The organism is Stutzerimonas sp. (assembly GCF_982611455.1).
In genome coordinates this window covers 1-24,989 of the sequence record NZ_CEXBBO010000002.1, presented here as the reverse complement: position 1 = coordinate 24,989, position 24,989 = coordinate 1, and the positions used below count along the sequence as shown (strand labels likewise).

Genomic DNA, 24,989 nt, shown 5'->3' with positions numbered 1-24,989 from the left:
CTCCGATCGAGGCGGAAATCGCCAGCGATCACGCGAGCCTGAGCGATCTGATTCGTGGAGAAACGCTGTATTTCAAGCCGACTGTCGCGGTTGCGCCATCACATCCACACTGACCGCACGACCTGAATACTGCGGCCAAAAAAAGGCGCGCCCGGAGGCGCGCCAAAGTTGAAGCGCACGCGGTATCTATTTGAGCTGAGTGATCAACTCGCGACGGAGCAGGGTTTTGACCTTGATCAAATGGTCATCTCTCTGCGTCTTGGCCTTGTGGAAGCCTTTGGCAGTTTTCGTATCGAGCGGCGTGCCTTTGTTATCGAGAATGCCGGATAGGTTATCCATGGAGCCTCCGTTTAAACGGCTTGTATTGGCTAGCTGTAGGGGCTGATCAAGGGCTCTGCTGAGCTGACGTTCTAAAAAAATGGACGGAGGAAAACGGAAAACAATTCCGTCGGTTCAGGGCTGAAAATACTGAAAGACGACAAGTGGCAGCCGCCAAGCTTTTCGAACAGCGCAGATCAGTCATTGCGAAATCGGCCGCGACGCCTTGCCCGAATTGGATTTAAGCGAAGCGACGAGTACTTCAGCGAAGCGTTTCCAGCAGGCGTGTCCGCTCGTCGGCAGGCATACGGGCAAGCGCTTCGACGCGATCATAAAAGCGCTGCCAATCGCCGCCGGCCTGCGCGAATAACGCGGCGAACGCCGGCACCCAACGATCATAGAGGCCGAACGGCACCAGGCTGGCGTTGTTCAATGGCTGGGCCATCCAGCGATCGAAACGGCCATCACCCTTCCAAGGGCCCTCACGCAGCTGCCGATAGGCCTGACGCATCCGCGTGAACTCCGCGCGCTTGGCGGTGCGCATCTCGGCTTCGCTCAGATCGGATGCATACAACGCGGCCAAGCGCTCGCGGGTCGCCAGCACCAGCCTGCTGAGGTCCGCATACTGATCGCGCGCCGCATCGCTGTGCGGCGGCAGGCCTTGGCTGGTTAGCCATTGGCGCAGGCCTTCACGCTCAACGAATGAGGCGAAGGATTCGTTGAAGGCCGTGTCGTCGGTGACATACAGCTGCTGGTGCGCCAGTTCGTGGAAGATCAGCCCAGCCAGGCGCTCATCATCCCAACGCAGCATGGAACTGAGCAGCGGGTCGTCGAACCAGCCCAGCGTCGAATAGGCCTGCACGCCGCTCACCATCGTGTCGTAGCCCTCGGCCTGGAGCAGCGCAGCCGCACCCCGAGCGCGACCTTGCTGGTAGTAGCCGCGGTAGGCCACGCAGCCGGCGATAGGGAAACAATGAGTCAGCGGCGCCACCGAAAACGCTTCGGTGGCAAAGACATTCCAGACGACATACGGCCGCTGGATGTCGGCATAAACCCGGTAACTGTCATTGTCCGGCAGCGCCAACGCGGTACTGGCGAAACGACGCGCTTGCAGAGCCAGGGCGAGACGCTGGCGCAGCTGCGGATCTTGCTGTGGATTTTCGATGACTGCGGCGATGGGTTCACGCTGGCGCAGCAGATCGAACTGACCGACGGCGAGCTGACCGTAATAGGTGCTGCAGCCGTTCAGACCGACGGCCAGCAGAAACGGAAACCAATGCCAGAGGCAGCTGTCGACTAAGGCGGTTTTGAATTTCAACATTTGGCAAGCGCTGACGGATGACCGAGCGGGTCGATGAGCCGCAGCCTACAACGACAATGAAGTGCGCCCAACCGTTGCACGGCAGTTTCCGCCTTCTCAGCCAGACCGGCCAATAGCCGGTCGGAGAGCCCATACATGCGAATCCTGATCTCTGCTTTAGCGCTGTCCACCCTGGGCGGTTGCGCCCTCTGGATGCCCAAGCCGGACCCGAGTCAGGCCTGGGTCGAGTTGGCCCCGCATGATGAAACCGAACTGGTGGCCGTCGCGGTGGACCAGAAGCTGCTGGACGATGACCGCTACTTCCAGGTGACACCCGGTAGCCACCAATTGGGCATGCGCTATCGCTTCGAGGTGGGACCGGCCGATGTTGGCCGCGACAGCGAGGCGCTGGAACGCGACTGCCGCCTGACGCTGAGTTACGACAGTTTCGACGCTGGTGCCCGCTATCGCCTGGTCGCCGGCGGTTACGGTTTCCGTCCCTGGGCCAAGCTCTACGACCAGCACAACCAGTTGCTGGCCAAGGCAAGCGAACGCGGCTGCGGTGGTGTCGCCACTCGCTGACCGGCACAGCCTGTTAGTCGCTGCCCGTTGAAAAATCGGCCAGGCTGGCTCAGTCTCATCAGATGACCGCGTCAGCGAAATGCTGAGCCCGCGGGCTTGCCGAGGAATCGTTCATGCGACTGCCGCTTGCTCTATCCGTGGCGCTTGGCCTGTCCGGCTGCGCCGGCCCCCTGCCCGCCCCCGACCCGAACATGGCCTGGGTCGATCTGACCGCACAGCCCGCCGACATCTTCATGTCCGACCGCCTGGATGATAAGCGCACGCCCGATGGCCGCTATTTCCAGGTTAGCCCCGGCGCGCATGAACTCGAAGCACGCTATGAATTCGAAATCAGCAGCGGCGGCTTCGGCATTTTCGGCGAACCCCATTACCTGCGCTGTACCATGGTCATCCGCTATGACGACTTCCAAGCCGGGCGGCGCTATCTGTTCCAAGCGCGCTCGCTGGGCTTCACGCCGCAGGGTTGGCTGCGCGACGAACAGTACAACGTGCTGGCACGAGCCGAGGCCGAGCACTGTTACTGAGCCGCTCTGCCAGCCATTCCCTGTCAGCAAACCCGACAGCAAAGAGAGACACGATGTCCCGTATCGAACACACCCGTTTTTCCACACTCGATCTGGCGCCGATCCGTGATGACGGCGACGCCGGCCTCGCTCTGCGCAATTCCCTGGCGCTGGCCCAGCATGTCGAAAAGCTCGGCTTCGAGCGCTTCTGGGTCGCCGAGCACCACAACATGGACGGCATCGCCAGCGCCGCTACCTCGGTGCTGATCGGCTATCTGGCGGCCGGCACGTCACGGATTCGCCTGGGCGCCGGAGGCGTGATGCTGCCCAACCACGCGCCGCTAGTGATCGCCGAGCAATTCGGCACGCTGGAAGCGCTCTATCCCGGGCGCATCGAGTTGGGGCTGGGCCGCGCGCCGGGTGCCGACCAGTTCACCGCCCACGCCCTGCGTCGCGACCGCATGGGCAGCGCCGACGACTTTCCCGCCGATGTCGAGGAATTGCAGCTGCTGCTGGGCCCGCGTCAACGCAACCAACGGGTGATCGCCATGCCCGGTGTCGGCAGTAATGTGCCGATCTGGCTGCTCGGCTCCAGCCTGTTCAGTGCGCAGCTGGCAGCCGCCAAGGGCCTGCCCTACGCCTTCGCCTCGCATTTCGCGCCACGCTACGCGCATGAGGCGATTCGCCTGTACCGCGAGAATTTCAAACCGTCCGAGGTGCTCGACAAACCCTACGTAATGCTCGGCGTACCGCTGATGACCGCCGACACCGACGAGCAGGCCGAGTACCTGGCGACCACCGCATACCAGCGCATCCTCGCGCTGATTCGCGGCCAGAGTCTGGTGCTGGTGCCGCCAGTGCAGAGCATGCAGGGCAAATGGCTGCCGCATGAGCAGGACGCCGTGGGTAATTTCCTTGGCATGGCATTGATCGGCGGACCGGAAAAGATTCGTGCGCGACTGGACGTTCTGCTCGAGCAAACCCAGGCCGACGAGCTGATCTTCACTTGCGATTTCTACGAAACCGCCGACCGCCACCATGCCTTCGAGATTCTCGCTGGGTTGCGCCAGGGCTGAAGATTGGCTGGTGGGTTGAAGCGGAGCGCCGCTCGGCCCGCCCTACAGGCCAGCGGCGTTCCGTTTCGTAGGGTGGGCTTCAGCCCACCATTCGATCGTTGCTCTGCGAGGGAACGCTACTTCCGGCGCTCCGCTTTCCTTTTCCGTTCGGCAAATGCAGCTGAACCCCCTCGAACCATTCCAATCGAAACTCATGCGCACCTCAGCGCGTCACGCTCGCTTCGGAAGACTGCATGAATTTTCTCGAATGGATGGCTGTGCTCGGCGTCCTGCTGTTGATTCTCGCCCTGGCGTCGGCCTATCTGCGCTGGCTGCCGGTCACCACATCGCTGATCTATCTCGGCTTCGGTCTGCTGATCGGGCAGCTCGGCATCGGCCTGTGGGAGATGGACTTCATCCAGACCGCCGGCTGGATGGTGCACCTCACCGAAATCGCGGTGCTGGTGTCGCTGTTCGTCAGCGGCCTGAAACTGCGCATGCCGCTGCGGCATCCGGCCTGGAAAAGCGCCTATGTGCTTGCCGGCCCGGTGATGCTCGCCTGCATCGCCGGTGTCGCGCTGTTCTGCCATTACTTGCTGGGCCTGAATTGGGGACTGGCGGTGCTGATCGGCGCGATTCTGGCACCCACCGACCCGGTGCTGGCCAGCCTGGTGCAGGTCAACAATTCTCGCGACAACGATCATGTGCGCTACGGCTTGTCCGGTGAAGCCGGTTTCAACGACGGCACCGCCTTCCCCTTCGTGGTGTTCGGCCTGCTGCTCATCGAACAGGGCACCCTGGCGACTGGCTGGGTCGGCGAATGGGCTCTGCATCGCCTGCTCTGGGCCGTCCCGGCGGGACTGATCTTCGGTTACCTGCTAGGCAAACTGATCGGCAAGCTGGCGATCAAACTGCGCGCGCGGTATGCGGATACGTCGATGTCGCCCAATGACTCGCTGGCGCTGGCGTTGATCGCGCTGGCCTACGTCGGTGCCGAGATGATCGGCGCCTGGGGGTTTCTAGCGGTATTCGCGGCTGGTCTCGGCCTGCGTCATGCGGAAATGTCCGCCGCGAAAAAATCCGAAACGCCTTCAGAAGAGCTGATCGCCCACGCTGTTCCGCACCTGGCCGAAGGTGGCATGGTGCCGCGTGAACTGCCGTTGGAAAGCGGTAGCATCGCCGAACCCAAGGTGGCTGCGGGCGTGATGATGGGCGATATCCTGACCTTCGGCGGGCAGCTTGAACGCAGCCTGGAAGTGTTGCTGGTGACTATGCTCGGCGTGCTGGTGTCGGCGCACTGGGACTGGCGCGCGGTGCCGTTGGCGCTGACGCTGTTTCTGGTGATCCGGCCGCTCAGCGTGTGGCTGCTGATGCCTCGGCGGTATCTGGATCACACCCAGCGGCTGACCGTCGGCTGGTTCGGTATTCGCGGCATCGGCAGTCTCTACTACCTGAGCTACGTCGTGACCCATGGCCTGCTGCCGGTCGAGGCCGAGCAGCTCGTTCAGCTGGTGCTGTCGGTGGTTGCGCTGAGCATCCTGATCCATGGCCTCAGCACCCAGCCGCTGTTACGGCGCTACGAGCGCAGTCGCTGCCAGACATCGGCGACGTGAGCTGAACCGCAGGCCCCCAGGCAGCTGATCGCACTGGCTGCCGGGCGGCCTGAAAGGCGATCAGCTCTCGGCGAGGCGAAAGCCGACTTTCATGGTGACCTGATAGTGGCCGACCTTGCCGTTTTCGACATGGCCGCGGATTTCACCGACCTCGAACCATTCGACATTGCGCAGCGTTTTGCTGGCTTCGGCAATACCGTTCTGAATCGCCTCGTCCACGCTGGTGCGCGAAGAACCAACGATCTCGATCTTCTTGTAGATGTGATGATCCGACATAGATTTCCCCTTCTGATCTGAAGAGCCTCCGCTCGGTAGTGACGCATCCTGTCTGCTTGAGGCCCGCCTGACAGGTCGGAAGTTCAGCGCAACGGTTCAATCGAAGCCGTTGAAAAAGAAAGTCACAAGCACGAATAGCAAGTAGGGTGGGCTTTAGCCCACCAGTGGCGCTGGCCCATTGGTGGGCTAAAGCCCACCCTACGGAGCCGTCTGGGCAACTGACACGATCACGAAAAACCTAGGGTGCGCTCCGCGCACCGACGATGCACCGGGCCGCCTGCGGTTCCGGGGCGCGCGGCCCACCCTACTTCAGCCGGCGGTAGCTGTAGTGCTGCGGCTTGAATACCTGATTGAAATGCCTTCCCAGCGAATCCGCCTCCAGCAGCGCCTGTACCACCTCGGCCGGCACTTGTTCGTATCGGTAGATCGAGCCGTTGTGAAACTCGACTTCCAAAGCCTGCTCGTCAGGCTCGTAGCCCAGCGAGCGCAGGCTGCGGGACGTTACGGCGGCGCGCTTCATTTGGCGGTATCGGGTTGCCGCTTGAAGCCTTCGGCCTGCATCCGCCACAAGGCATCGAACTCGCCGCCACGACTGCGCAATTCATGCGGCGGACCGTCTTCGACAATGCGCCCTTCACGCAGCACGATGACCCGGTCGAAGCTCGCCAGGGTCGACAGCCGATGCGCCACCGCCACCACGGTGCGGTTGTGCACCAGATCATTGAGCGCGACCTGAATTTCGGCTTCGGATTGGGTGTCCAGTGCGGAGGTGGCCTCGTCGAGGATCAGGATCGGCGCGTCCTTGAGAAACGCACGGGCAATACCGAGGCGCTGGCGCTGGCCGCCGGAGAGCATCACACCCCGTTCGCCGACCAGGGTGTCGTACCCCTGCGGCAGCTCACGGATGAAGCCGTCGCAGAAGGCATTGCGCGCTGCCGCGATCACTTCCTCGTCGGTCGCGCCGGGGCGGCCGTAGCGGATGTTCTCGCGGATGCTGCGGTTGAACAGCGCGGTTTCCTGCGGGACCACTGCGATTTTCTCACGCAGGCTGTCCTGGCTGACGCCGCGGATGTCCTGTCCATCGATAAGGATGCGGCCGTCGTGCACGTCGTCGAGCCGCTGGATGAGGTTGATCAGGGTCGATTTGCCGGCCCCGGAAGAGCCCACCACGCCGACCTTCTGCCCGGCCGGGATATGCAGGTCGAGATGCTCGAACACCGCGCCACGATCCGGGTAGCGGAAGCTGATGTGCTCGAAGGTGATATCGCCTTCGGCCAGCAACAGCTGAGCGTCGCTGTCTTCCAGGCCATGCGGCTGGACGATGATGCGCAAGGTGTCGTCAATCGCACCGATCTGTTGAGTGGTGTCCACCAGCGCCAGCGCCAGATCACGCGAACCGTGCAGGATGCGAAAAGTCAGTGCGCTGACCAGCACCACGTCGCCGGCCGTTACCGAGCCGCCGATCCACAGATTGATCGCCCAGATCAGCATGCCGCCGGCCATAACCGACAGGCAGATGTCGTGCATGACCCGCGCTTTCTCCAGATACATCCAGCTGCGCCGCTGGGCACGCGCTTCATAGCCGATCTCGTTGGCCAACCGCTCGGCTTCGCGGTCGCGGGCGGAGAATGCCTTGATCGTCCAGACATTGGAGACGGCATCGACCAGCTCGCCGCCGACCCGCGCCGACTGGGCGGCGAAGCGTTGATGCTTGGCACGGCCACGAATGCCGAACCCAGTGATCAGCGCGGCGACGATAGCGACGAACAGAATCAGCGCCACTGCCATGCGCCAATCAACGGTGAACAGCACCAACACGGCGCCGATGAAATCGACGATCGGCGGCACGATCTTCCAGGCCAGCCCGCCGTAAATCGATCCTGCGGCGGTGCCGAGGGCGGAAATGCGATTGCCCAGCGAGCCGGCGAAATGCTCGGTGAAATAGCGCATCGGGTGCCCGGTCAGGTGCTTGAACAGGTCGACGCGAATGTCCACCACACTGGCCACCACGGTGCGACAGCCGAGCCAGCCACCGAGGCGCCAAAATACGTTTTCGATGACGATCAGGCTGATGAACAGCCCCAGCGGAAACCAGACATTGGCTGCGCTACGGTCCCCGCTGGCCTGGGCCATGGAGTCCACCAACATTTTCATCCCGTACTGCACCGCCACCGCACAGCTGGAAGCACCGACGATCAACGCCAGCAGGCCACCGAAATGCCAGGGTCTGGCGCAGATGTAGCGCCAGAGAAAGGCCACCGGCCCGCTCGGAAGCGGTACCGCTTGCGGTTTCGCCTTGGGTGCGGTGGCCGGGGCGTTCATGGCATGGCGTCGGCGAGTTGCAGCGCGGAATTGAATTGGCTGAAGCGCAACTGCTGCAGGCGAAGCTCGTCAGCCAGACCTTCATGCACGCAACGGTTGCCGTTTTCGTCGGGAAAGCCGAGCAGCCCGACCGGGCAGTGGCGATCGTCGGTCCAGCCTGGGTAATCCAGCACCGGATACAGGCAAATACCTTCGACGGGAACGCCACGCTGCATGGCCAGCCCGGCCTGCTCGCTGACGTAGCGCAGCCAGTCACCACGCACGTCGCCCTCGGCACCGGTTTCGGCGATCAGCAAGGGCCGCTTGTAGCGCTGCCATATCTCGCTGAGGATGCCCTTGAAAGGCCGGTAGTCGGGGCTGTCGCGCTCGATGGTGCGGCCATCGCCGAGGTACCACTGGTTGTCGGAGTAGTAATTGACGCCCAGCACATCGAGATACTCCGGCGCGCCGCCCAAGCCCGGCCAAAGCTCGCCACTGAGCATGTCCCAGGCCTCGAATTGCGATTGGCGGAAACGCTCCGCCTCGCGCTGGGGGCCGGGGCGATCGTTGGACGCGACGACGTGAATGGCCGGATCGACCTGGACGAAGCGTGCCCGTGGCTCGACGTCCCGGATCGCCGCCATGGCGGCGATGGTCGCGCGCACCAGTTGATGCTTGAGCTCGAAGCCACGACCACGGGCCATTGGGTTGAAGTAGGCTTCGTCGCCGCCGGCCCAGGCCCAGAAGGAAATCTCGTTGAGCGGCGCGTAGAAGGGCACCGTATCGGTTTCATCCTTGATCAGTTGCGCCGCTGCCGCCGAGTAGCGGGCGAAGCGCTCGACGAACTGCGGTCGCCAGATGTCGATGTCGTCCGGCCAGCCGTAATGGCAAAGATCCCAAATGACTTGGGTGCCCTGGCGCTGTGCCGCCTGCAACATCGGCAAGCAGCTCGACCAGTCGTACTGACCTGGCGTCTTTTCGATCAGATGCCATCGTAGTCCGTCGCGCACGCTGCGCAGGCCATGGCGCTGTAGCACCGCATAGTCATGCGCGGCCCAGCGGTCATGACCAGTGGCAGCGAGCAGATCGAGGCGCCGGCCATCGCTGCGGCGATGATTCGAGCACTCGAACCCCCCCATGAAGAAACTCTTGAACAGCGTGGGCTGATGCATCTTGCGCCTCGTTTCAGGGTGCCTGTTCAGCCAGCGATTGGCTGTGTTCGGTGCTTTCACCGGACTCGGGGCCGAGCTCGGCCTCCTCGATGCGCTTGTACAACGCCAATGCCTGACCGACCACCTGATCCATGTTGTAGTACTTGTAGGTGCCGAGCCGTCCGACGAAGGTGACGCCGGGCGTCTGGTCCGCGAGCTTCTGATAGCGCTTGTACAACTCCGCATTTTCCGGTCGCGGAATCGGGTAATAGGGGTCGCCTTCGGCCGAAGGGTATTCGTAGGTGATGCTGGACTTCGGGTGAACTTGCCCGGTGAGGTGCTTGTACTCGCTGATACGCGTGTAGGGCACGTCTTCGCTCGGGTAGTTGACCGTGCCGACCGCCTGGAACTGCTCCTGATCGAGCTGCTTGTGCTCGAACTTCAGCGAGCGGTACGGCAGTTTGCCGAAGCGGTAGTCGAAGTACTCGTCGATCGGACCGCAGAAGATCAGATGGTCGTGCTGCACCTCGTCGCGAATTTCCCTGTAGTCGGTGTTGATCATCACCTTGATATTCGGGTGCGCGAGCATCTTCTCGAACATCTTCGTATAGCCGTGCTTGGGCATCTGCTGGAAGGTGTCGGTGAAATAGCGGTCATCGGTGTTGGTGCGTGTGGGGATGCGCGAGGTCACCGATTTGTCCAGCTGCGACGGGTCCAACCCCCACTGCTTGCGGGTGTAGCCGCGGAAAAATTTCTGATACAGCTCACGGCCGATGCCGTTGATCACCACGTCTTCGCTGGTCTCGATGTGCGCCACCGGCTCGGCGCGGCTGGCGAGGAAATCCGCCGCCTCCTGCTCGGTGGTCATGTTCAGGCCGTAGAGCTTGTTCAGCGTGGTCATGTTGATCGGGATCGGCACCAGTTGATCGTCCACCTGAGCCAGCACCCGGTGTTCGTAGGGCCGCCATTCGGTGAACCGCGAGAGATAGTCGACGATGCGCTGGGCATTGGTATGGAAAATGTGCGGCCCGTAACGATGGATCAGCACGCCGGCTTCATCGTAATGGTCGTAGGCGTTGCCACCGATGTGCGGCCGGCGGTCGACCACCAGCACGCGCTTGTTCAGCCCGGCCGCCAGGCGCTCGGCCAGTACGCTGCCGGCGAACCCGGCGCCGACGATCAGGTAGTCGAAGCCGCGCCGACGGCGTGCAGGATGATCGCTGGCACCACCGCCTGCGTGCTCGGGATTGCTGTCTCGCAGGCTCAGATCGCGCATTGCATCTTCTCCTTCATCAACGCCCAGGTGTGATCCCAGGACATGTCACCGAGGATCTCGTCAGCAGTCTTCAACAAACGATCCCGGTCTTCGCCATCGGCGAGGGCACGCTCCACCGCGGCCATGAACGCGTCGGGAGAATCGGCGATATGGACGATCTCGGTATCGCCATAGGTCCGCACCACATCCTTGATCGGCGTGGACACCACCGGGCAGCCACCGGCGAGGTATTCAGGCGTCTTGGTCGGGCTGATGAAGCGGGTCGACTCATTCATCGCAAACGGCATGATCGCCACGTCCCAGCCCGACAGATACCTGGGCAATTCGTCATAGGTCTTGCCGCCCAGATAGTGAATGTTGTCGCGTTGTGGCAGATCCGCCGGGTCGATCTTGACCACCGGCCCGACCAGCACGAACTGCCATTCGGGGCGCTTTTGCGCGATCTCGGCGATCAGCTGGATATCGAAGCGCTCATCGATCACGCCATAGAAGCCCAGCCGTGGATGCGGGATTTCGGCCTGGTCATCGGGATCGGCCTGGGTCCGCCGTGCCTCGGCGAAGTGCGCCACGTCGACACTGCTGGGAAAGGCGTGTGCATTGTCATGTAGCTCGCGCTTGGCTTCCCAGATGCTGTAACCGCCAGTGAATACCACATCGGCGCGGTCGAGCAGTTCGCGCTCGCGCTGCACCAGCTCCGGCGGTGCGCCGCGAAATGCCGAGAGCTCATCCATGCAGTCGTAGACGGTGAGTTTCGGTTTTAGATGCCCGGCATAGCCCAGCGCCATTGGTGTGTAGTACCAGAGCATGAGTTCGTTAACGCCGAGTTTTTCCAGGTATCCATCGAGCAGGTCACGCTGTATGCGCAACGCCGTCTCGCCCTCGCAACCTTGAGGCAGGCGCGGCACCAGCACCTGCACGCCGTTTTCCTCGGGACGCACTTCGAGCCAGGGTTGGGCGTCCTCGGTGGGGATCGGTTCTTCGAAGAACAGCACGTTGAAATCCCGCGCGAAGCGCGACATCAGATGCTGCGGGCGCTGATACACAAAGCTCCAGCGAAGATGCGAAAGACACAACAGGGTTGGAACCAGCTCATCGAAGATGACTTCGGGCGGCGTTTCCTGCTTGTCGGGGGATTTGCCGATTTCGTATTGGTAAGGGCCGGCCCAGCTCATGGCAACCTCTTGCAGATAGCGAAGTCTCCAGAGTCCCTTCTGCCGCATCGCATAAGCCCGCGCAGCCTGCGCAGGGAGCAGAAAAGTCGGGGCCCGCTTGATCACCGAAAACCGTCGCGACACCAAGCGCAACCCGCCGGCTATGGACGGCGCCGGGTGAGCCAAGGTTCCCTTTGACGCAGCAAGCAGGTCGGTCATCGGCTGGCCGTCGTCTCGTTGGAACTTGGCCGAGCCTTCTCCGTCCTTATTCACAGGACGCCTGACTTACCCCGGCAGCGGCGCTGCGTGCCCCGGCAGTAAAAGCACCGCCGATTCGCCGAACCCTACTCTGGAGATGCATGCAGCGGCCGCGCTCATACGGTCAGCCGCAGACTCCGTGCGCGTCGAAAGAAATGCCATGCGAGGTCGAGACATGATTCTGGTAACCGGAGGCGCTGGTTATATCGGGTCCCACGCTGTGCTGGAGCTGCTCTTGGCAGGCCACGAAGTGCTGGTACTGGACAACCTTTGCAACAGTTCAAAGATCGCATTGGATCGCGTCGAAACCCTGGCTGGCCGCACGGCGCAGTTCGTCAAGGGTGACGTGCGTAATCGTTCGCTGCTCAACGCGTTATTCGCCGCCTACCCGTTAACGGCCGTCCTGCATTTCGCCGGTCTGAAGGCGGTGGGCGAAAGCGTGCGCGAACCGCTGCGCTATTACGAGACCAACGTCAGCGGCAGCATCGCACTCTGCCAGGCCATGGCCGAAGCCGGCATCTTCAAGCTGGTGTTCAGCTCATCGGCAACCGTCTACGGCGACTCTCCGCGCATGCCGATCACCGAGAACTGCCCGACCGGCATTCCGACCAACCCCTACGGCCAGTCCAAATTGATGGCGGAAAACGTGCTGAAAGGGCTGGCCGAGTCCGACCCGCGCTGGTCGATCGCCCTGCTGCGCTACTTCAACCCCATCGGCGCGCACGAGTCCGGGCTGATCGGCGAAGACCCCAACGGCATCCCCAACAACTTGCTGCCCTATATGCTTCAGGTCGCCGTGGGTCGTCGCAAACAGCTGAACGTCTACGGCGCCGACTATCCGACCCCGGACGGCACTGGCGTGCGCGACTACATTCATGTGGTCGATCTGGCCAAGGGTCACCTGAAGGCCTTGCAACGCCTCGACCTGGTTCACGGTGTTTCCACGTGGAACCTCGGCACCGGCCGCGGCTACTCGGTGCGCCAGATGATCACCGCGTTCGAGGAGGTGATCGGCCGGTCGCTGCCGCACGTATTCAAGGCGCGCCGTCCTGGCGACACCGCCCAATGCTGGTCAGACCCGACCAAGGCTCGGAATGATTTGGGATGGGAAGCCGAACGGGATCTGTTGACCATGCTTAGTGACGCCTGGCGCTGGCAGAGTCGCAACCCTCAGGGTTATGCCCAGGAAACAACAAAAAAAGACGAAACAGCCGCAACCGCGCTGGCCAGCTAGTGCCGCGCGGCGCGACGCGCTATGGCTCTGTGGATATGCAAATTTCTAAATCCGTAGGGTGGGCTTTAGCCCACCGCTGCCACTACCCTGCGGGTTGTTCGCTTCCGAGCCGTCGACAAACCTCTTCAGTGGGCTGAAGCCCACCTACATAGCTGACCGATGCCTGGCGCTGGACGGGCGAAACGGCCGATACAGCGTTGGCCAGCTGAAACGGCTGACCCGTTGGGCCGCGCGTCACGCGGTCGACTAAACATCATGCCAATTGCCGTCTGTAGGGTGGGCTTTAGCCCACCGCTATTAGCGCTTTGCAGGTTGTCAGTCCCCGTTCCCGCCGCCCGCCCTAATAGCCACTACGTGCTTACATTTGCACTCAGCTCGTTGCGTAACCATTCGGCCAGGCGCTCCGCACGGCGATCCAAGCGGCGAGCCGGCACCCAGAGAGCCAGCTTGGCGCGGGTCTCGATGAATCCCCAAGGCGCCAGCAAGCGGCCGTGGCGTAGATCGTCAGCCACCAGTTGCAACGGCGCGATGGCCACGCCGAGCCCTGCCAGTGCTGCTTCCAGTAAAAAGTAGAGGTGCTCGAAGCCCTGCCCCATCTGCAATCTCGCGGGATCGAGGCCGCTGCCGCTCGCCCAGGCCGGCCAGGCCTGGGGACGCGAAACGGTGTGCAGCAAAGGCTCACCGAGCAGCTCGTCCGGCCGCGCCTGGCTTAATGCCGCAAAGCGCGGATGGTGCGGATTCAGCACAGGTCCAATGCGTTCGACGGTTAGCTCATGTACTTGCATGTCCGTCGGCCAAGGCGGTTCGGCGTACAACAGCGTGGCGTCCAGCCCCGGTTTGCGCGGGTCAAGCTCGCCCTCGCTGGCGGATAGCTGCAGGCGCAGTTCAGGCAGCTCTCGGTTGAGCCGATCCAGCCGCGGGATGAACCAGCGCGCCAGCAGGCTGCCCGGACAACCGAGCACGAACGGCGCGTCCATCGTCTGCTGGCGCAGCTCGGTGCAGCTATCTCGCAACCGCGCGAACGCCTCGCCTGCAGCCTCTCGCAACCGCAGCCCTGCATCGGTGAGTTTTACGCCGCGCCCTTCCTTGCTGAACAGCGCGACGCCGAGGTCCTCCTCGAGCAGGCGGATCTGTCGGCTGACGGCTCCGTGGGTCACGCTGAGTTCCGCTGCCGCTTGGCTTACGCTTTGTAGGCGCGCGGCGGCTTCAAAGGCTCGCAGCGCGTTGAGCGGGGGAAGTGCCTGGCGCATCGGTGAGTTTTCCTGACAGGTTTCGACGATCTTATCGCTTTTTATCCGGGCGCAACTCGGTTAATTTCCAGCCTATCGCGCAATTGCTGGAATCGGAATTGCCCCACCCATTCCCCGCAGGAGATGACCATGACCTCATTCCGTAGCGGCCCTGACGCCAAGGGCCTGTTCGGCCACTTCGGCGGTCAGTACGTCGCCGAAACCCTGATGCCGCTGATCCACGAGCTGGCCGCCGAGTATGAAAAAGCCAAGCAGGACCCCGAGTTCGCCAAGGAACTCGCCTACTTCCAGCGCGACTACGTTGGCCGCCCTTCCCCGCTGTATTTCGCCGAACGCCTGACCGAGGCCTGTGGCGGCGCGAAGATTTACCTCAAGCGCGAAGAGCTCAATCACACCGGCGCGCACAAGATCAACAACTGCATCGGCCAGATCCTGCTGGCGCGGCGCATGGGCAAGCAGCGCATCATCGCCGAGACCGGCGCCGGCATGCACGGCGTGGCCACCGCCACCGTCGCCGCGCGCTTCGGCATGCAGTGCGTGATCTACATGGGCACCACCGACATCGAGCGCCAGCAGGCCAACGTCTTCCGCATGAAGCTGCTCGGCGCCGAGGTGATTCCGGTCACCGCCGGTACCGGCACGCTGAAGGATGCAATGAACGAAGCCCTGCGCGACTGGGTGACCAACGTCCACAACACCTTCTACCTGATCGGCACCGTCGCCGGTCCGCACCCCTACCCTGCGATGGTTCGCGACTTCCAGGCCGTGATCGGCAAGGAAACCCGCGACCAACTGCAAGCCCAGGAAGGCCGTCTGCCCGACTCGTTGGTCGCCTGCATCGGCGGCGGCTCCAACGCCATGGGCCTGTTCCACCCCTTCCTCGATGATGAAAGCGTAGCGATCATCGGTGTCGAAGCGGCCGGCCACGGCATCGAAACCGGCAAGCATGCCGCCAGCCTCAACGGCGGCGTGCCTGGCGTGCTGCACGGCAACCGCACCTTTTTGCTACAGGACGAAGACGGCCAGATCATCGACGCCCACTCGATTTCCGCCGGCCTCGACTACCCCGGCATCGGCCCGGAACACGCCTGGCTGCACGACATCGGCCGCGTCGAATACACCTCGGTGACCGATGACGAAGCCCTGGCTGCATTCCACAAATGCTGCCGCCTCGAAGGCATCATCCCGGCCCTGGAAAGCGCCCACGCGCTGGCCGAAGTCTTCAAGCGTGCGCCCGGCCTGCCGAAGGATCACCTGATGGTGGTCAACCTCTCGGGCCGCGGCGACAAGGACATGCAGACCGTCATGCACCACTACGACGAACAGGAAGAACATATATGAGCCGTTTGCAGACGCGCTTCGACCAGCTGAAACAGGAAAACCGCGCCGCCCTGGTGACCTTCGTCACCGGCGGCGACCCGGATTACGCCACTTCGCTCGCCATCCTCAAGGGCCTGCCGGAGGCCGGTGCCGACGTCATCGAGCTGGGCATGCCCTTCACCGATCCGATGGCCGATGGCCCAGCGATCCAGCTGGCCAACATCCGCGCCCTGGCCGCCAAGCAGGACCTGGCCAAAACGCTGCAGATGGTCCGTGAATTTCGCCAGGGCAACCAGACCACGCCGCTGGTGCTGATGGGTTACTTCAACCCCATCCACAAGATGGGTGTCGAGCGCTTCCTGGCCGAAGCGGTAAAGGCCGGTGTCGACGGCCTGATCGTCGTCGACCTGCCGCCGGAACATAACGAAGACCTCTGCGACCCGGCCCAGGCAGCGGGCATCGACTTCATCCGCCTGACCACCCCGACCACCGACGACAAGCGCCTGCCCACGGTGCTGAACAACAGCTCGGGCTTCGTCTACTACGTCTCGGTGGCCGGCGTGACCGGCGCCGGTTCGGCCACGCTGGAACACGTCGAAGAAGCCGTTGCGCGGTTGAAGCGCCACACCGATTTGCCGGTATGCGTCGGCTTCGGCATCCGCACGCCGGAACAGGCCGCGTCCATTGCCCGCCTGGCTGATGGCGTAGTCGTCGGCTCCGCGCTGATCGACCATATCGCCAATGCCGAATCGCCCGAACAAGCCGTAAACGGTGTGCTCGGCCTGTGCAAAGAGCTGAGCGAAGGCGTTCGCAAAGCTCGCGGCTGATCAGTTATCGACCTGGGAGCGCTGGTGGGCTAAAGCCCACCCTACAGGAGCATCATGTGCGTGCTCCAACCGTAGGGTGGGCTTCAGCCCACCACAAATTATGTACACCCATGAAGGCAAGGAAGCCTCCATGTCCGATTACCGCCGCAGCCAGGTGCCCGGCGGCACCTGGTTTTTCACCGTGACCCTGGCAGACCGCCGGTCGCGACTATTGATCAACGAAATCGCACTGCTTCGCCACGCCTATGGCCTGACTCAGCGCAACCGCCCTTTTCAAACCCTCGCCATCTGCATCCTGCCCGACCATTTGCACGCTATCTGGACGCTCCCGGCCGGCGACGCCAACTTCGCCGGCCGCTGGGGCCTGCTTAAAAGCACGTTCTCGCGACAGTTCCAGGCAATACCGCAGAGTCACAGCCAGATGCGTAAACGAGAGAAAGGCATCTGGCAACGCCGCTACTGGGAACATCAGATTCGGGACGAATCGAATCTGCAGCAACACGTTGATTACATTCATTACAACCCGGTCAAGCATGGGCTGGTTGAACGGGTCGCCGATTGGCCGTATTCGAGTTTCAATCGGTATGTGGAGAAAGGGCTATTGCAAAGCGATTGGGCGGGTAACTTCGTAGAAGGGTCATATGGCGAGTAACTCGAATCGACACGTGACCTTGGTGGGCTGAAGCGGAGCGCGCTGTCCGCCCTATTACGCCGCTCCAATTTGTAGGGTGGGCCGGGCGGCGCTCCGCTTCAGCCCACCGCTAATATTGCACCGCGTCCGATGGCGCTCACCGTCCGTTTCGTCATCGTTGAACGATCAAAGTCTCGCTCGTACAGTCGGATAAGAACAGCAGGCGGATGGCATGCCGCCTTTCTATCTCAGAGGAGAAGTTATGACCATCCCCAGCATTGCCCTGAAAGACGGTCACCAGATCCCTCAGCTCGGCCTCGGCGTATTCCAGATTCCAGCGGAGCAGACGCGCCAGGCGGTGCTGGACGCCTTCGAGATTGGCTATCGGCACATCGATACCGCCGCCATCTACAAGAACGAGCAGGGCGTTGGTGAGGCCATCGCCAGCGCCGACCTGTCACGCGAGCAGCTGTTTATTACTACCAAGCTGTGGAGCGACCAGCAGGGTTACGACAGCACGCTGCGGGCCTTCGATGAGAGCATGGCGAAACTGAAGCTCGACAGGCTCGATCTGTACCTCATTCACTGGCCGTGCCCGCAGCGGGGCGAATTCCTCGCCACCTGGAAGGCCTTCATGCGTCTGCGCGACGAGGGCCGTATCACCTCCATCGGTGTGTCGAACTTCCGCGTACAGGACATCGAACTGTTGATCAGCGAGACCGGCGAGACGCCCGTGGTCAACCAGATCGAGCTGCATCCCTATCTCCAACAACAGGAGCTGGTCGAATATCACGCCGCCAACGGCATCGCTACCGAAGCCTGGAGCCCGTTGGCGCGCGGCGGCGAGATGCTGGCCGATCCGATGATCAAGACGCTGGCGGAGAAGTATGGCAAGACGGCGGCGCAGGTCGTGCTGCGCTGGCACCTGGACAACGGCTTCGTGATTTTCCCGAAATCGGTGCACGCCGAACGGCTGCGCGAGAACTTCGACCTGTTCGACTTCTCGCTCAGCACGGATGATATTTCCAGAATCGCCACCCTGGACCGCGGCCAGCGCATCGGCCCGAATCCGTCAGAGCTCAACTAGGCGCAACTCAACTGAGGAGGCTCAATGGACTACTTCAATCTCGGCCGGACCGGGCTCAAGGTTTCACGGCTGTGCCTGGGCTGCATGACCTACGGCATCCCCGACCGCGGCAAGCACCCTTGGACGCTGGACGAGGCGCAGAGCCGACCGTTCATCCAGAAGGCGCTGGAGCTGGGCATCAACTTCTTCGACACGGCCAATGCCTATTCGGACGGGACCAGCGAAGAAATCGTCGGCCGCGCCTTGAAGGACTTCGCCCGTCGCGACGAGGTGGTGCTGGCAACCAAGGTCTACATGCCGCTGCGGGACAAACCCAACAATGGCGGCCTGTCGCGCAAGGCGATCTTCAACGCCATCGACGAGAGCCTGCAGCGCCTGGGTACCGACTATGTCGACCTGTACCAGATCCATCGCTGGGACTACGCCACGCCCATCGAGGAAACCCTGGAGGCGCTGCACGATGTGGTCAAGGCCGGCAAAGCGCGCTATATCGGCGCCTCGTCGATGTACGCCTGGCAGTTTGCCAAGGCGCTGTACACCGCAGACCGCCACGGCTGGACCCGCTTCGTCAGCATGCAGAACCACGTCAACCTGCTCAACCGCGAGGAAGAGCGCGAAATGCTGCCGCTGTGCGCCGCCGAGGGCATCGGGGTGATTCCCTGGAGCCCGCTGGCCCGCGGTCGCCTGACCCGCGACTGGGACACCAGCAGTGCACGCAGCGAGACCGATGATTTTGGTCGCACGCTGTATGGCGCCACCGAGGATGCCGACAGGCGCGTCGTCGAAGCGGTGGCGCGGGTCGCCGAAGCGCGCGGCGTCCCGCGGGCGCAGGTGGCGCTGGCCTGGGTCGCGCAGAAGGCTGAAGTCACGGCACCGATCATCGGCGCTTCAAAGCCGCACCACCTTGACGATGCCATCGCCGCGCTCGCGTTAAGGCTGACAGACGAGGAAATCGCCGAGTTGGAAGAGTCTTACGTGCCGCATTCGGTAGTGGGTTTCAGCTGAGGCCCGGCCGCAATCCGTAGGGTGGGCCGGGCGGCGCTCCGCTTCAGCCCACCGCATGCCCCCTATCGGCTAGGCATCGGCTGCCCTTCTTTGGACGGCCAGCCGGTATTGGTGGGCTGAAGCCCACCCTACGAGTTTCCCGCTCACTGGGTACCCGCCTCGAAACAAACCATCACCCATCGATGACCAATATCAACCGGCTCGATTTCGACAGCGCCGTGCGGGCGCGTAGCATGCGCTGCACATCCCCAGAACCATTCGAGGAGATTGTCCATGCCTGATACCCCTTACGTACCGCCGCAAGTCTGGACCCACGACGCGCCGTCGGGCGGCAAGTTCGCCAGCATCAACGCCCCCACCGCCGGCGCGCGGGAAGACAAACCGCTGCCGGTCGGCAAGCACCCGCTGCAGCTCTATTCACTGGCCACGCCCAACGGCGTCAAGGCCACAATCATGCTCGAAGAGCTGCTCGCCCTCGGCCACAGCGGCGCGGAATACGACGCCTGGCTGATCAAGATCGGCGATGGCGACCAGTTCGGTAGCGGCTTTGTCGGGATAAATCCGAACTCCAAGATTCCTGCCCTGGCGGATCACAGCGTCGAGGGCGAGCCGCTGCGGGTGTTCGAGTCCGGCTCGATCCTCGTTTACCTCGCAGAAAAATTCGGCGCCTTCTTGCCCACCGAAACCCGCGCGCGCACCGAAACCATGAATTGGCTGTTCTGGCAGATGGGCTCGGCGCCCTTCCTTGGTGGCGGCTTCGGGCACTTCTTTGCCTACGCACCGGAAAAATACGAATACCCGATCAACCGCTACGCGATGGAGGTCAAGCGCCAGCTCGACGTGCTGGACCGCCAGCTGGCCGAAAACCGCTACATCGCTGGCGACGAATACACCATCGCGGACATGGCGATCTGGCCCTGGTACGGCGTGCTTGCGCGCGGCGAGCTGTACGAAGCCGGAGAATTTCTCTCGGTGCAAGACTACAAGCACCTGCAGCGCTGGGCCGCTGAAGTGGCCGAACGCCCTGCCGTAATCCGCGGGCGCAAGGTCAACCGCACCTGGGGCGACGAGTCGGAACAGGCGCCCGAACGGCACAGTGCGTCAGATCTGGATTGATCGCCAACCGTCTGTATGGTGGGCCGGATCGGCTCCGCTTCAGCCCACGGATCAGGGGAAACAAAGTGGTGGGCTGAAGTGGAACGCCGCCCGGCCCACCCTACGCCGGCCCGACGATCACCATCACCTCGCCACAAAGCAGGCGGACGGCAGCCGTTCAGCCCCGAGCGCCGATACATCCCGTAGGGTGGGCTTCAGCCCACCATCTGCTTCCTCATCCGTAAGCTGAAGCGAAACGCCACGCGGCCCAACCGCCTTACAAAAGCGGCGGACCTTGTCCGCTCAGCCCACTAAACGCCGATTTCTGAACTATGGCGAGGCAGCCAGACCCAATACTCATGGGCGTCGCTCTTGGCCAGCCGACGGGGCCCGCGTCATGGCTGGCGCAGCACAGGTGCAGTCTGACTGCCGGATAAGCGCAGCGCTCGACCGATCCCGTCGTCCACACGACCCGTTCAGCACAACGCGAGGTGAATCATGAAACACACACTGGTAGCAGCGTTCGCAACGCCAACCGATGCCAGCCGCACCTATGGCGACCTGATGTCGAGAGGCATTGCTCAGGAGCAAATTCATTCCGTAAGCGCCGAAACCGCACAGATCCATGCTTACGACGCGCCCTACTCCACCACCGATAGCACGGTGGATCGCACGCATCACGAGTCCAAAGTCGCGCATTTTTTCAAGTCGCTTTTTGGCCATGAGCCACACGAAGATCATCGCCGCCATGCCACAGCCTATCCAGAAGCTGTGCGCCGAGGCGCCACGGTGATCGCAGTCGACGTGCACGACGACGATCAGCTGGTCAGGGCGCGCGATGCGCTGGAGTACAACGGCGCGATTAGCATCGACGAGAGCGGAGCCGGTGCCAGCGGTACGGCGGCCACGCAGGGCTATGCCGGGCCGACCAGCCCGTATGCCGGCGCGACCGGGGGCGACAGCCATCTCGACAAGCATTTCGTTGGGTCAACCACCACGACCGCCAACACCCACTCCGACAGCGAGCGTCTCACCCACGCCGCGGGCGCCGGGCCGACTGACGACCCGTCCGCTATCGACAGGACAGATACTGTCGATACGGGCCGATACGATGTTGGCAGCAGCGCCAAACGAGCCGGTACGGATTATCCAGACACCTTGGCGACCAACCCCGTGACCGGTGGCGGAAACACCGTGCACGAATCCAGCGTAGGTGGCCATCCGGTAACAGAAGGCGGCGGCTCCAGAGAGGCCGGGACCTGCACTGACCGAATCTGCGTGATCCAGCGACCGAGCTGACTCCAGACGTGAACCGTGTGCTGCGCGTTGCAGCCCGCGGTTCGAATGGCTTCGGGGTGGCAGCGAGCGCGGGCTTTGCGCGCCATCCGAAGGCAGGGCAACGCAACGCCGCTACCGCCTGCCGCTCCCTAAACTACGCGGGCACATTCCCCTCGGCTTTCAGCGTTCAGCCCAAAGCACGCCGCAACCCAGCGCTCCCAATCGCCCACGCCACACAATCCTCGGTCAGGCCCAACGCGGCATTGGCCAGCGTATTGCTCTGGTATGGCTTGCGCAGATTGAGCCCGATCTCGGACGCGACCAGCGCTGCGGTCGCTCCAATCAACGCGGGTAGCCAGATCGGCTCCCGCCGTGCGCCAGCCAATGCCGCCGCGGTCACGCCACCCGATAGCGCACGAAACATCATCGAAGGCAGAATCGTCCGATCCGGCGCAAAGGGCATCTTGTCGCCCAGCAGTTCGGCAGCAGCCATGGGCATTAGAAATTGCTGGGCGCGGTGCGAGGCCAACGTACGCGCCGGCTCGTCTGCTTCATCGATGTCGTCATGCATGGCCAGCGCCCGGCTGGTCATCGCTGGCGCCAGCGTGCTGCGCATGCCTGTCACCAAGCCCAGCGCCAGGGCACCCCAAAACAGATTGCTGGATATCGTCATCGTCAAATCTTCCGGTGGTTGCTAATACCGACCGGCTTCGCGCCGCGGACGTTCACCTGGGGAGATAGGCTGTCGAATCAACCCAACCGCCACCTGCTGGTCAGCGAGGCGCCATCACCACTGGTAAAACCCATAGATCACCACGCCGAGGCCAAAGCCCATCTGCGCCAACAACAGCGCCCGGATGGCGAAGGTATAGCTGATGACCGGGTTCTGCCCCTGCGCATCGTTGGCAAAAAGTCGGTAGCTTGCAGGGAATTCTGACTCGATCTCCCTGAGCGCCGTGATGGTCAGCTGCAACAGCTGGCGGCTACGCGCATCGACCAGCCAAAAGACCGCGGCCAGCAAGACGGTGAACGCGCCCAGCAACACCAGCAGCCCTGGCGAGAAGCCCCGCTCCAACGCGGCCAGCACGCCGCCATCGGCAAAGATCGCCAGCACGACAAAGAAGTTGAACCCCCGCAGGCGCTGCTCGGCATTGAGTTTGAAATGCGCCCAAACAAACCCTCGACTGTCCACGCGATTCCCCTTCATCGAGATTAGCCGTCATCGATCGTTCATATGAGAGCTCGCGGGTGACGATAAATCCCATCGACGGCGATTTGATAGCGCAGCAAGGGCAGCAGGCAGCCGGACGAAATCAAGCGCGCTACCTGGGCGCTTCGAGCATCCTCCACAGACGGCCCACTGCTCATGCTCGCTGGGAAACCACAAATCCAGCGCCCACCGATACCGTGGTATGCCCTGAATCGATCCCGTAGGGTGGGCCGGGCGGCGCTCCGCTTCAGCCCACCGCTCACAACGGCACCGCACCGGTGGGCTAAAGCCCACCCTACGGGCTGGTCATACCGGCGCATCGGCAATTCCCTTCCATTCACGCCGGTATCTACCAACAGCGTTGGTTCCCTCCGCAGAGCCCATTCGTCGTCAGTCGACGCCGACAAACCCACCCGTCTGATGCTGCCACAGGCGTGCATAGAGGCCGCCGCGCTCGATCAGTTCGGCGTGGGTACCGGTCTCGATCACCCTGCCCTCGTCGATCACCACCAGACGATCCATGCGCGCGATGGTCGAAAGCCGATGCGCGATTGCAATCACCGTCTTGCCTTCCATCAGCGTGTCGAGGCTCTCCTGAATCGCCGATTCGACCTCCGAATCCAGCGCCGAGGTGGCTTCGTCGAGCACCAGGATCGGCGCGTCCTTAAGCAGCACCCGAGCAATGGCGATGCGCTGACGCTGGCCCCCGGACAACTTGACCCCACGCTCCCCCACCATGGCCTCGAAGCCGAGGCCGCCCTGGCTGTCGTCCAGCGTGGCGATAAAGCCATTCGCGCGGGCCTTGCGCGCCGCGGCCCAAAGCTGTTCGTCGCTGGCGTCGGGCTTGCCGTAGCGCAGGTTGTCGCGGATCGAGCGGTGCAGCAGCGAAGTATCCTGCGTGACCATACCGATGTTGGCGCGCAGGCTTTCCTGGCTGACCTCCGCGACGTTCTGACCGTCGATGAGGATGCACCCGCTTTCCAAGTCATACAGGCGCAGCAGCAGATTGACCAAGGTCGACTTGCCGGCGCCGGACGGCCCGACCAGGCCGATCTTCTCGCCCGGGCGAATGTCGATGCTCAGCCCGCTGATCACCCCGCCCTGCTTGCCGTAGTGGAAATGCACGTCGTCGAAACGCACGCCGCCCTGCTCCACCTTGAGCGGCTTGGCATCCTCGCGGTCAACGACATGACGTGGCTGGACGATGGTCTGCATGCCGTCCTGCACGGTGCCGACGTTCTCGAAGATGCCATTGACCACCCACATGATCCACTCGGCCATATTGTTGATACGGATCACCAGGCCCAGCGCCAGGGCAATGGCACCGGTGCTGATCAGCGCCTCGCTCCACAGCCACAGCGCCAAGGCGCCGGTGCCGACGATGAGCAGGCCGTTCATGCAAGTGATGAGGAAGTCCAGGCTGGTGATGATGCGCGACTGCAGGCGGAACTTGCCGAGCAGCTCCTGCATGGCCTCACGGGCGTAGCTTTCCTCTTCCTTGGAATGAGCGAACAGCTTGAGCGTGGCGACGTTGCTGTAGCCATCGACCACCCGGCCCATGACCTTGGAGCGCGCAGCAGAGGCGGCCGCCGAGCGGGCCTTAATGCGCGGCACGAAATACCAAAGGGCGGCGCTGTAACCGATGATCCACAGCGACAACGGAACGATCAGGCGCAGGTCAGCGGCGGCGAACAGATACAGCGCGCTGCCGGCGTAGACCACCACGTGCCACAGCGCGTCGATCACCTGCATGGCCGAATCGCGCAGCGACGGGCCGGTCTGCATCACGCGCTGAGCGATGCGCCCGGCAAAGTCGTTCTGGAAGAAGTTCAGGCTCTGCTTGAGCACATAGCGGTGGTTCTGCCAGCGGACCAGATTGGTCAGCCCCGGGTTAATCGCCTGGTGAGTCAGCAGGTTATGCAGGCCGAACACCAGAGGCCGAATGATCAGCGCCACCAGCGCCATCCACAGCAGTTCGTTGCGGTGCTCGGCGAAGAAGGTGCGCGCGTCACCTGTGGTCTGCGCCATATCAATCAACCGGCCGAGAAAGCTGAACAGCGCCACTTCGATCAATGCCGCGAAAAAGCCGACCACCAGCACGGCGGTCATCAACGGCCACACCTGTTTCAGGTAATGCGCATAGAAGCGCAGCATCCCGGCCGGCGGCGCGACGTCCGGGCTGGGCTTGAAGACATCGATCAGGTTTTCGAAACGTAAGCGCTCCATAAACCCCGTCCTGGCGGACGGGTTTGTTTTCAGGAAGCAGAG

The 24,989-nt window shown here is 62.8% G+C and carries 24 protein-coding genes; 12 read left to right on the top strand and 12 right to left on the bottom strand.

Features of this window, described 5'->3' with window-relative positions:
• Window positions 1-186: 186 nt before the first annotated feature.
• Both AC2LD7_RS01370 and AC2LD7_RS01365 read right to left on the bottom strand, forming a co-directional pair.
• A complete protein-coding gene (locus AC2LD7_RS01370; RefSeq protein ID WP_484596066.1) occupies window positions 187-339 on the bottom strand; it encodes a hypothetical protein in 153 nt (50 codons plus the stop codon).
• 241 nt (window positions 340-580) lie between these two features.
• The gene (locus AC2LD7_RS01365) at window positions 581-1,639 is read right to left on the bottom strand and encodes an aminopeptidase (RefSeq protein WP_484596065.1); all 1,059 of its coding nucleotides are present in this window, start codon (window positions 1,637-1,639) and stop codon (window positions 581-583) included.
• 135 nt (window positions 1,640-1,774) lie between these two features.
• On the opposite strand from AC2LD7_RS01365, the gene AC2LD7_RS01360 reads away from it, so the two are divergent.
• From AC2LD7_RS01360 to AC2LD7_RS01345, 4 genes are all read left to right on the top strand, one after another.
• Entirely contained in the window at window positions 1,775-2,200 is a 426-nt protein-coding gene (locus tag AC2LD7_RS01360; protein WP_484596064.1) for a PA0061/PA0062 family lipoprotein, read from the top strand.
• 113 nt (window positions 2,201-2,313) lie between these two features.
• The gene (locus AC2LD7_RS01355; protein WP_484596063.1) at window positions 2,314-2,724 is read left to right on the top strand and encodes a PA0061/PA0062 family lipoprotein; all 411 of its coding nucleotides are present in this window, start codon (window positions 2,314-2,316) and stop codon (window positions 2,722-2,724) included.
• A gap of 53 nt (window positions 2,725-2,777) precedes the next feature.
• Window positions 2,778-3,779 (top strand): LLM class flavin-dependent oxidoreductase, encoded by a 1,002-nt coding sequence (locus AC2LD7_RS01350; RefSeq protein WP_484596062.1) that lies wholly within the window; start codon window positions 2,778-2,780, stop codon window positions 3,777-3,779.
• Between the two features lie 233 nt (window positions 3,780-4,012).
• Entirely contained in the window at window positions 4,013-5,371 is a 1,359-nt protein-coding gene (locus tag AC2LD7_RS01345) for a cation:proton antiporter (RefSeq protein ID WP_484596061.1), read from the top strand.
• Window positions 5,372-5,431: 60 nt separating this feature from the next.
• Here AC2LD7_RS01345 and AC2LD7_RS01340 read toward each other — a convergent pair whose 3' ends face one another.
• The 6 genes from AC2LD7_RS01340 to AC2LD7_RS01315 all read right to left on the bottom strand — a co-directional run bounded on the left by AC2LD7_RS01340 (window position 5,432) and on the right by AC2LD7_RS01315 (window position 11,547).
• Window positions 5,432-5,647 (bottom strand): dodecin, encoded by a 216-nt coding sequence (locus AC2LD7_RS01340; RefSeq protein ID WP_484596060.1) that lies wholly within the window; start codon window positions 5,645-5,647, stop codon window positions 5,432-5,434.
• Between the two features lie 304 nt (window positions 5,648-5,951).
• Window positions 5,952-6,167: a KTSC domain-containing protein gene (locus AC2LD7_RS01335; protein ID WP_484596059.1), complete on the bottom strand. Its 216-nt coding sequence runs from the start codon at window positions 6,165-6,167 to the stop codon at window positions 5,952-5,954.
• Window positions 6,164-7,969, bottom strand: a complete 1,806-nt coding sequence (locus tag AC2LD7_RS01330) for an ABC transporter ATP-binding protein (RefSeq protein WP_484596058.1) — start codon at window positions 7,967-7,969, stop codon at window positions 6,164-6,166. Before AC2LD7_RS01330 ends, AC2LD7_RS01335 begins: the two co-directional genes overlap by 4 nt.
• Window positions 7,966-9,120 carry a glycoside hydrolase family 1 protein gene (locus AC2LD7_RS01325; protein ID WP_484596057.1) on the bottom strand — a complete coding sequence of 385 codons (1,155 nt, stop codon included), beginning with the start codon at window positions 9,118-9,120 and terminating at the stop codon, window positions 7,966-7,968. Before AC2LD7_RS01325 ends, AC2LD7_RS01330 begins: the two co-directional genes overlap by 4 nt.
• 13 nt (window positions 9,121-9,133) lie before the next feature.
• On the bottom strand, window positions 9,134-10,375 hold the full coding sequence (gene glf, locus AC2LD7_RS01320; RefSeq protein ID WP_484596056.1) for a UDP-galactopyranose mutase: 1,242 nt from the start codon (window positions 10,373-10,375) through the stop codon (window positions 9,134-9,136).
• Window positions 10,363-11,547, bottom strand: coding sequence for a glycosyltransferase family 1 protein (locus tag AC2LD7_RS01315; RefSeq protein WP_484596055.1), 1,185 nt, complete (start codon window positions 11,545-11,547; stop codon window positions 10,363-10,365). Before AC2LD7_RS01315 ends, glf begins: the two co-directional genes overlap by 13 nt.
• A 412-nt stretch (window positions 11,548-11,959) precedes the next feature.
• On the opposite strand from AC2LD7_RS01315, the gene galE reads away from it, so the two are divergent.
• Window positions 11,960-13,018 carry a UDP-glucose 4-epimerase GalE gene (galE, locus tag AC2LD7_RS01310; RefSeq protein ID WP_484596245.1) on the top strand — a complete coding sequence of 353 codons (1,059 nt, stop codon included), beginning with the start codon at window positions 11,960-11,962 and terminating at the stop codon, window positions 13,016-13,018.
• A 350-nt stretch (window positions 13,019-13,368) separates the two neighbouring features.
• Here the strand turns inward: galE and AC2LD7_RS01305 are convergent, their stop codons facing one another.
• Entirely contained in the window at window positions 13,369-14,268 is a 900-nt protein-coding gene (locus AC2LD7_RS01305; RefSeq protein ID WP_484596054.1) for a LysR family transcriptional regulator, read from the bottom strand.
• A 123-nt stretch (window positions 14,269-14,391) separates the two neighbouring features.
• On the opposite strand from AC2LD7_RS01305, the gene trpB reads away from it, so the two are divergent.
• The 7 genes from trpB (at window position 14,392) to AC2LD7_RS01270 (ending at window position 21,532) form a co-directional block, all read left to right on the top strand.
• On the top strand, window positions 14,392-15,609 hold the full coding sequence (trpB, locus tag AC2LD7_RS01300) for a tryptophan synthase subunit beta (protein ID WP_484596053.1): 1,218 nt from the start codon (window positions 14,392-14,394) through the stop codon (window positions 15,607-15,609).
• Window positions 15,606-16,415: a tryptophan synthase subunit alpha gene (gene trpA / locus AC2LD7_RS01295; RefSeq protein ID WP_484596052.1), complete on the top strand. Its 810-nt coding sequence runs from the start codon at window positions 15,606-15,608 to the stop codon at window positions 16,413-16,415. The genes trpB and trpA overlap by 4 nt, the downstream gene beginning before the upstream one ends.
• A gap of 130 nt (window positions 16,416-16,545) precedes the next feature.
• Complete coding sequence (locus AC2LD7_RS01290) at window positions 16,546-17,067, top strand: REP-associated tyrosine transposase (RefSeq protein ID WP_484596051.1); 522 nt, start codon at window positions 16,546-16,548, stop codon at window positions 17,065-17,067.
• Window positions 17,068-17,308: 241 nt separating this feature from the next.
• On the top strand, window positions 17,309-18,133 hold the full coding sequence (locus AC2LD7_RS01285; RefSeq protein ID WP_484596050.1) for an aldo/keto reductase: 825 nt from the start codon (window positions 17,309-17,311) through the stop codon (window positions 18,131-18,133).
• A gap of 24 nt (window positions 18,134-18,157) precedes the next feature.
• Window positions 18,158-19,138, top strand: a complete 981-nt coding sequence (locus AC2LD7_RS01280) for an aldo/keto reductase (protein WP_484596049.1) — start codon at window positions 18,158-18,160, stop codon at window positions 19,136-19,138.
• Between the two features lie 273 nt (window positions 19,139-19,411).
• Window positions 19,412-20,254, top strand: a complete 843-nt coding sequence (gene yghU, locus AC2LD7_RS01275; RefSeq protein WP_484596048.1) for a glutathione-dependent disulfide-bond oxidoreductase — start codon at window positions 19,412-19,414, stop codon at window positions 20,252-20,254.
• A gap of 477 nt (window positions 20,255-20,731) precedes the next feature.
• Entirely contained in the window at window positions 20,732-21,532 is an 801-nt protein-coding gene (locus AC2LD7_RS01270) for a hypothetical protein (protein ID WP_484596047.1), read from the top strand.
• Between the two features lie 166 nt (window positions 21,533-21,698).
• Here AC2LD7_RS01270 and AC2LD7_RS01265 read toward each other — a convergent pair whose 3' ends face one another.
• The 3 genes from AC2LD7_RS01265 to AC2LD7_RS01255 form a co-directional block, all read right to left on the bottom strand.
• A complete protein-coding gene (locus tag AC2LD7_RS01265) occupies window positions 21,699-22,184 on the bottom strand; it encodes a DUF4126 domain-containing protein (RefSeq protein WP_484596046.1) in 486 nt (161 codons plus the stop codon).
• Between the two features lie 114 nt (window positions 22,185-22,298).
• Window positions 22,299-22,703 (bottom strand): hypothetical protein, encoded by a 405-nt coding sequence (locus AC2LD7_RS01260; RefSeq protein WP_408101586.1) that lies wholly within the window; start codon window positions 22,701-22,703, stop codon window positions 22,299-22,301.
• A gap of 408 nt (window positions 22,704-23,111) precedes the next feature.
• Window positions 23,112-24,947, bottom strand: coding sequence for an ABC transporter ATP-binding protein (locus tag AC2LD7_RS01255; protein ID WP_484596045.1), 1,836 nt, complete (start codon window positions 24,945-24,947; stop codon window positions 23,112-23,114).
• Window positions 24,948-24,989 lie beyond the last annotated feature (42 nt).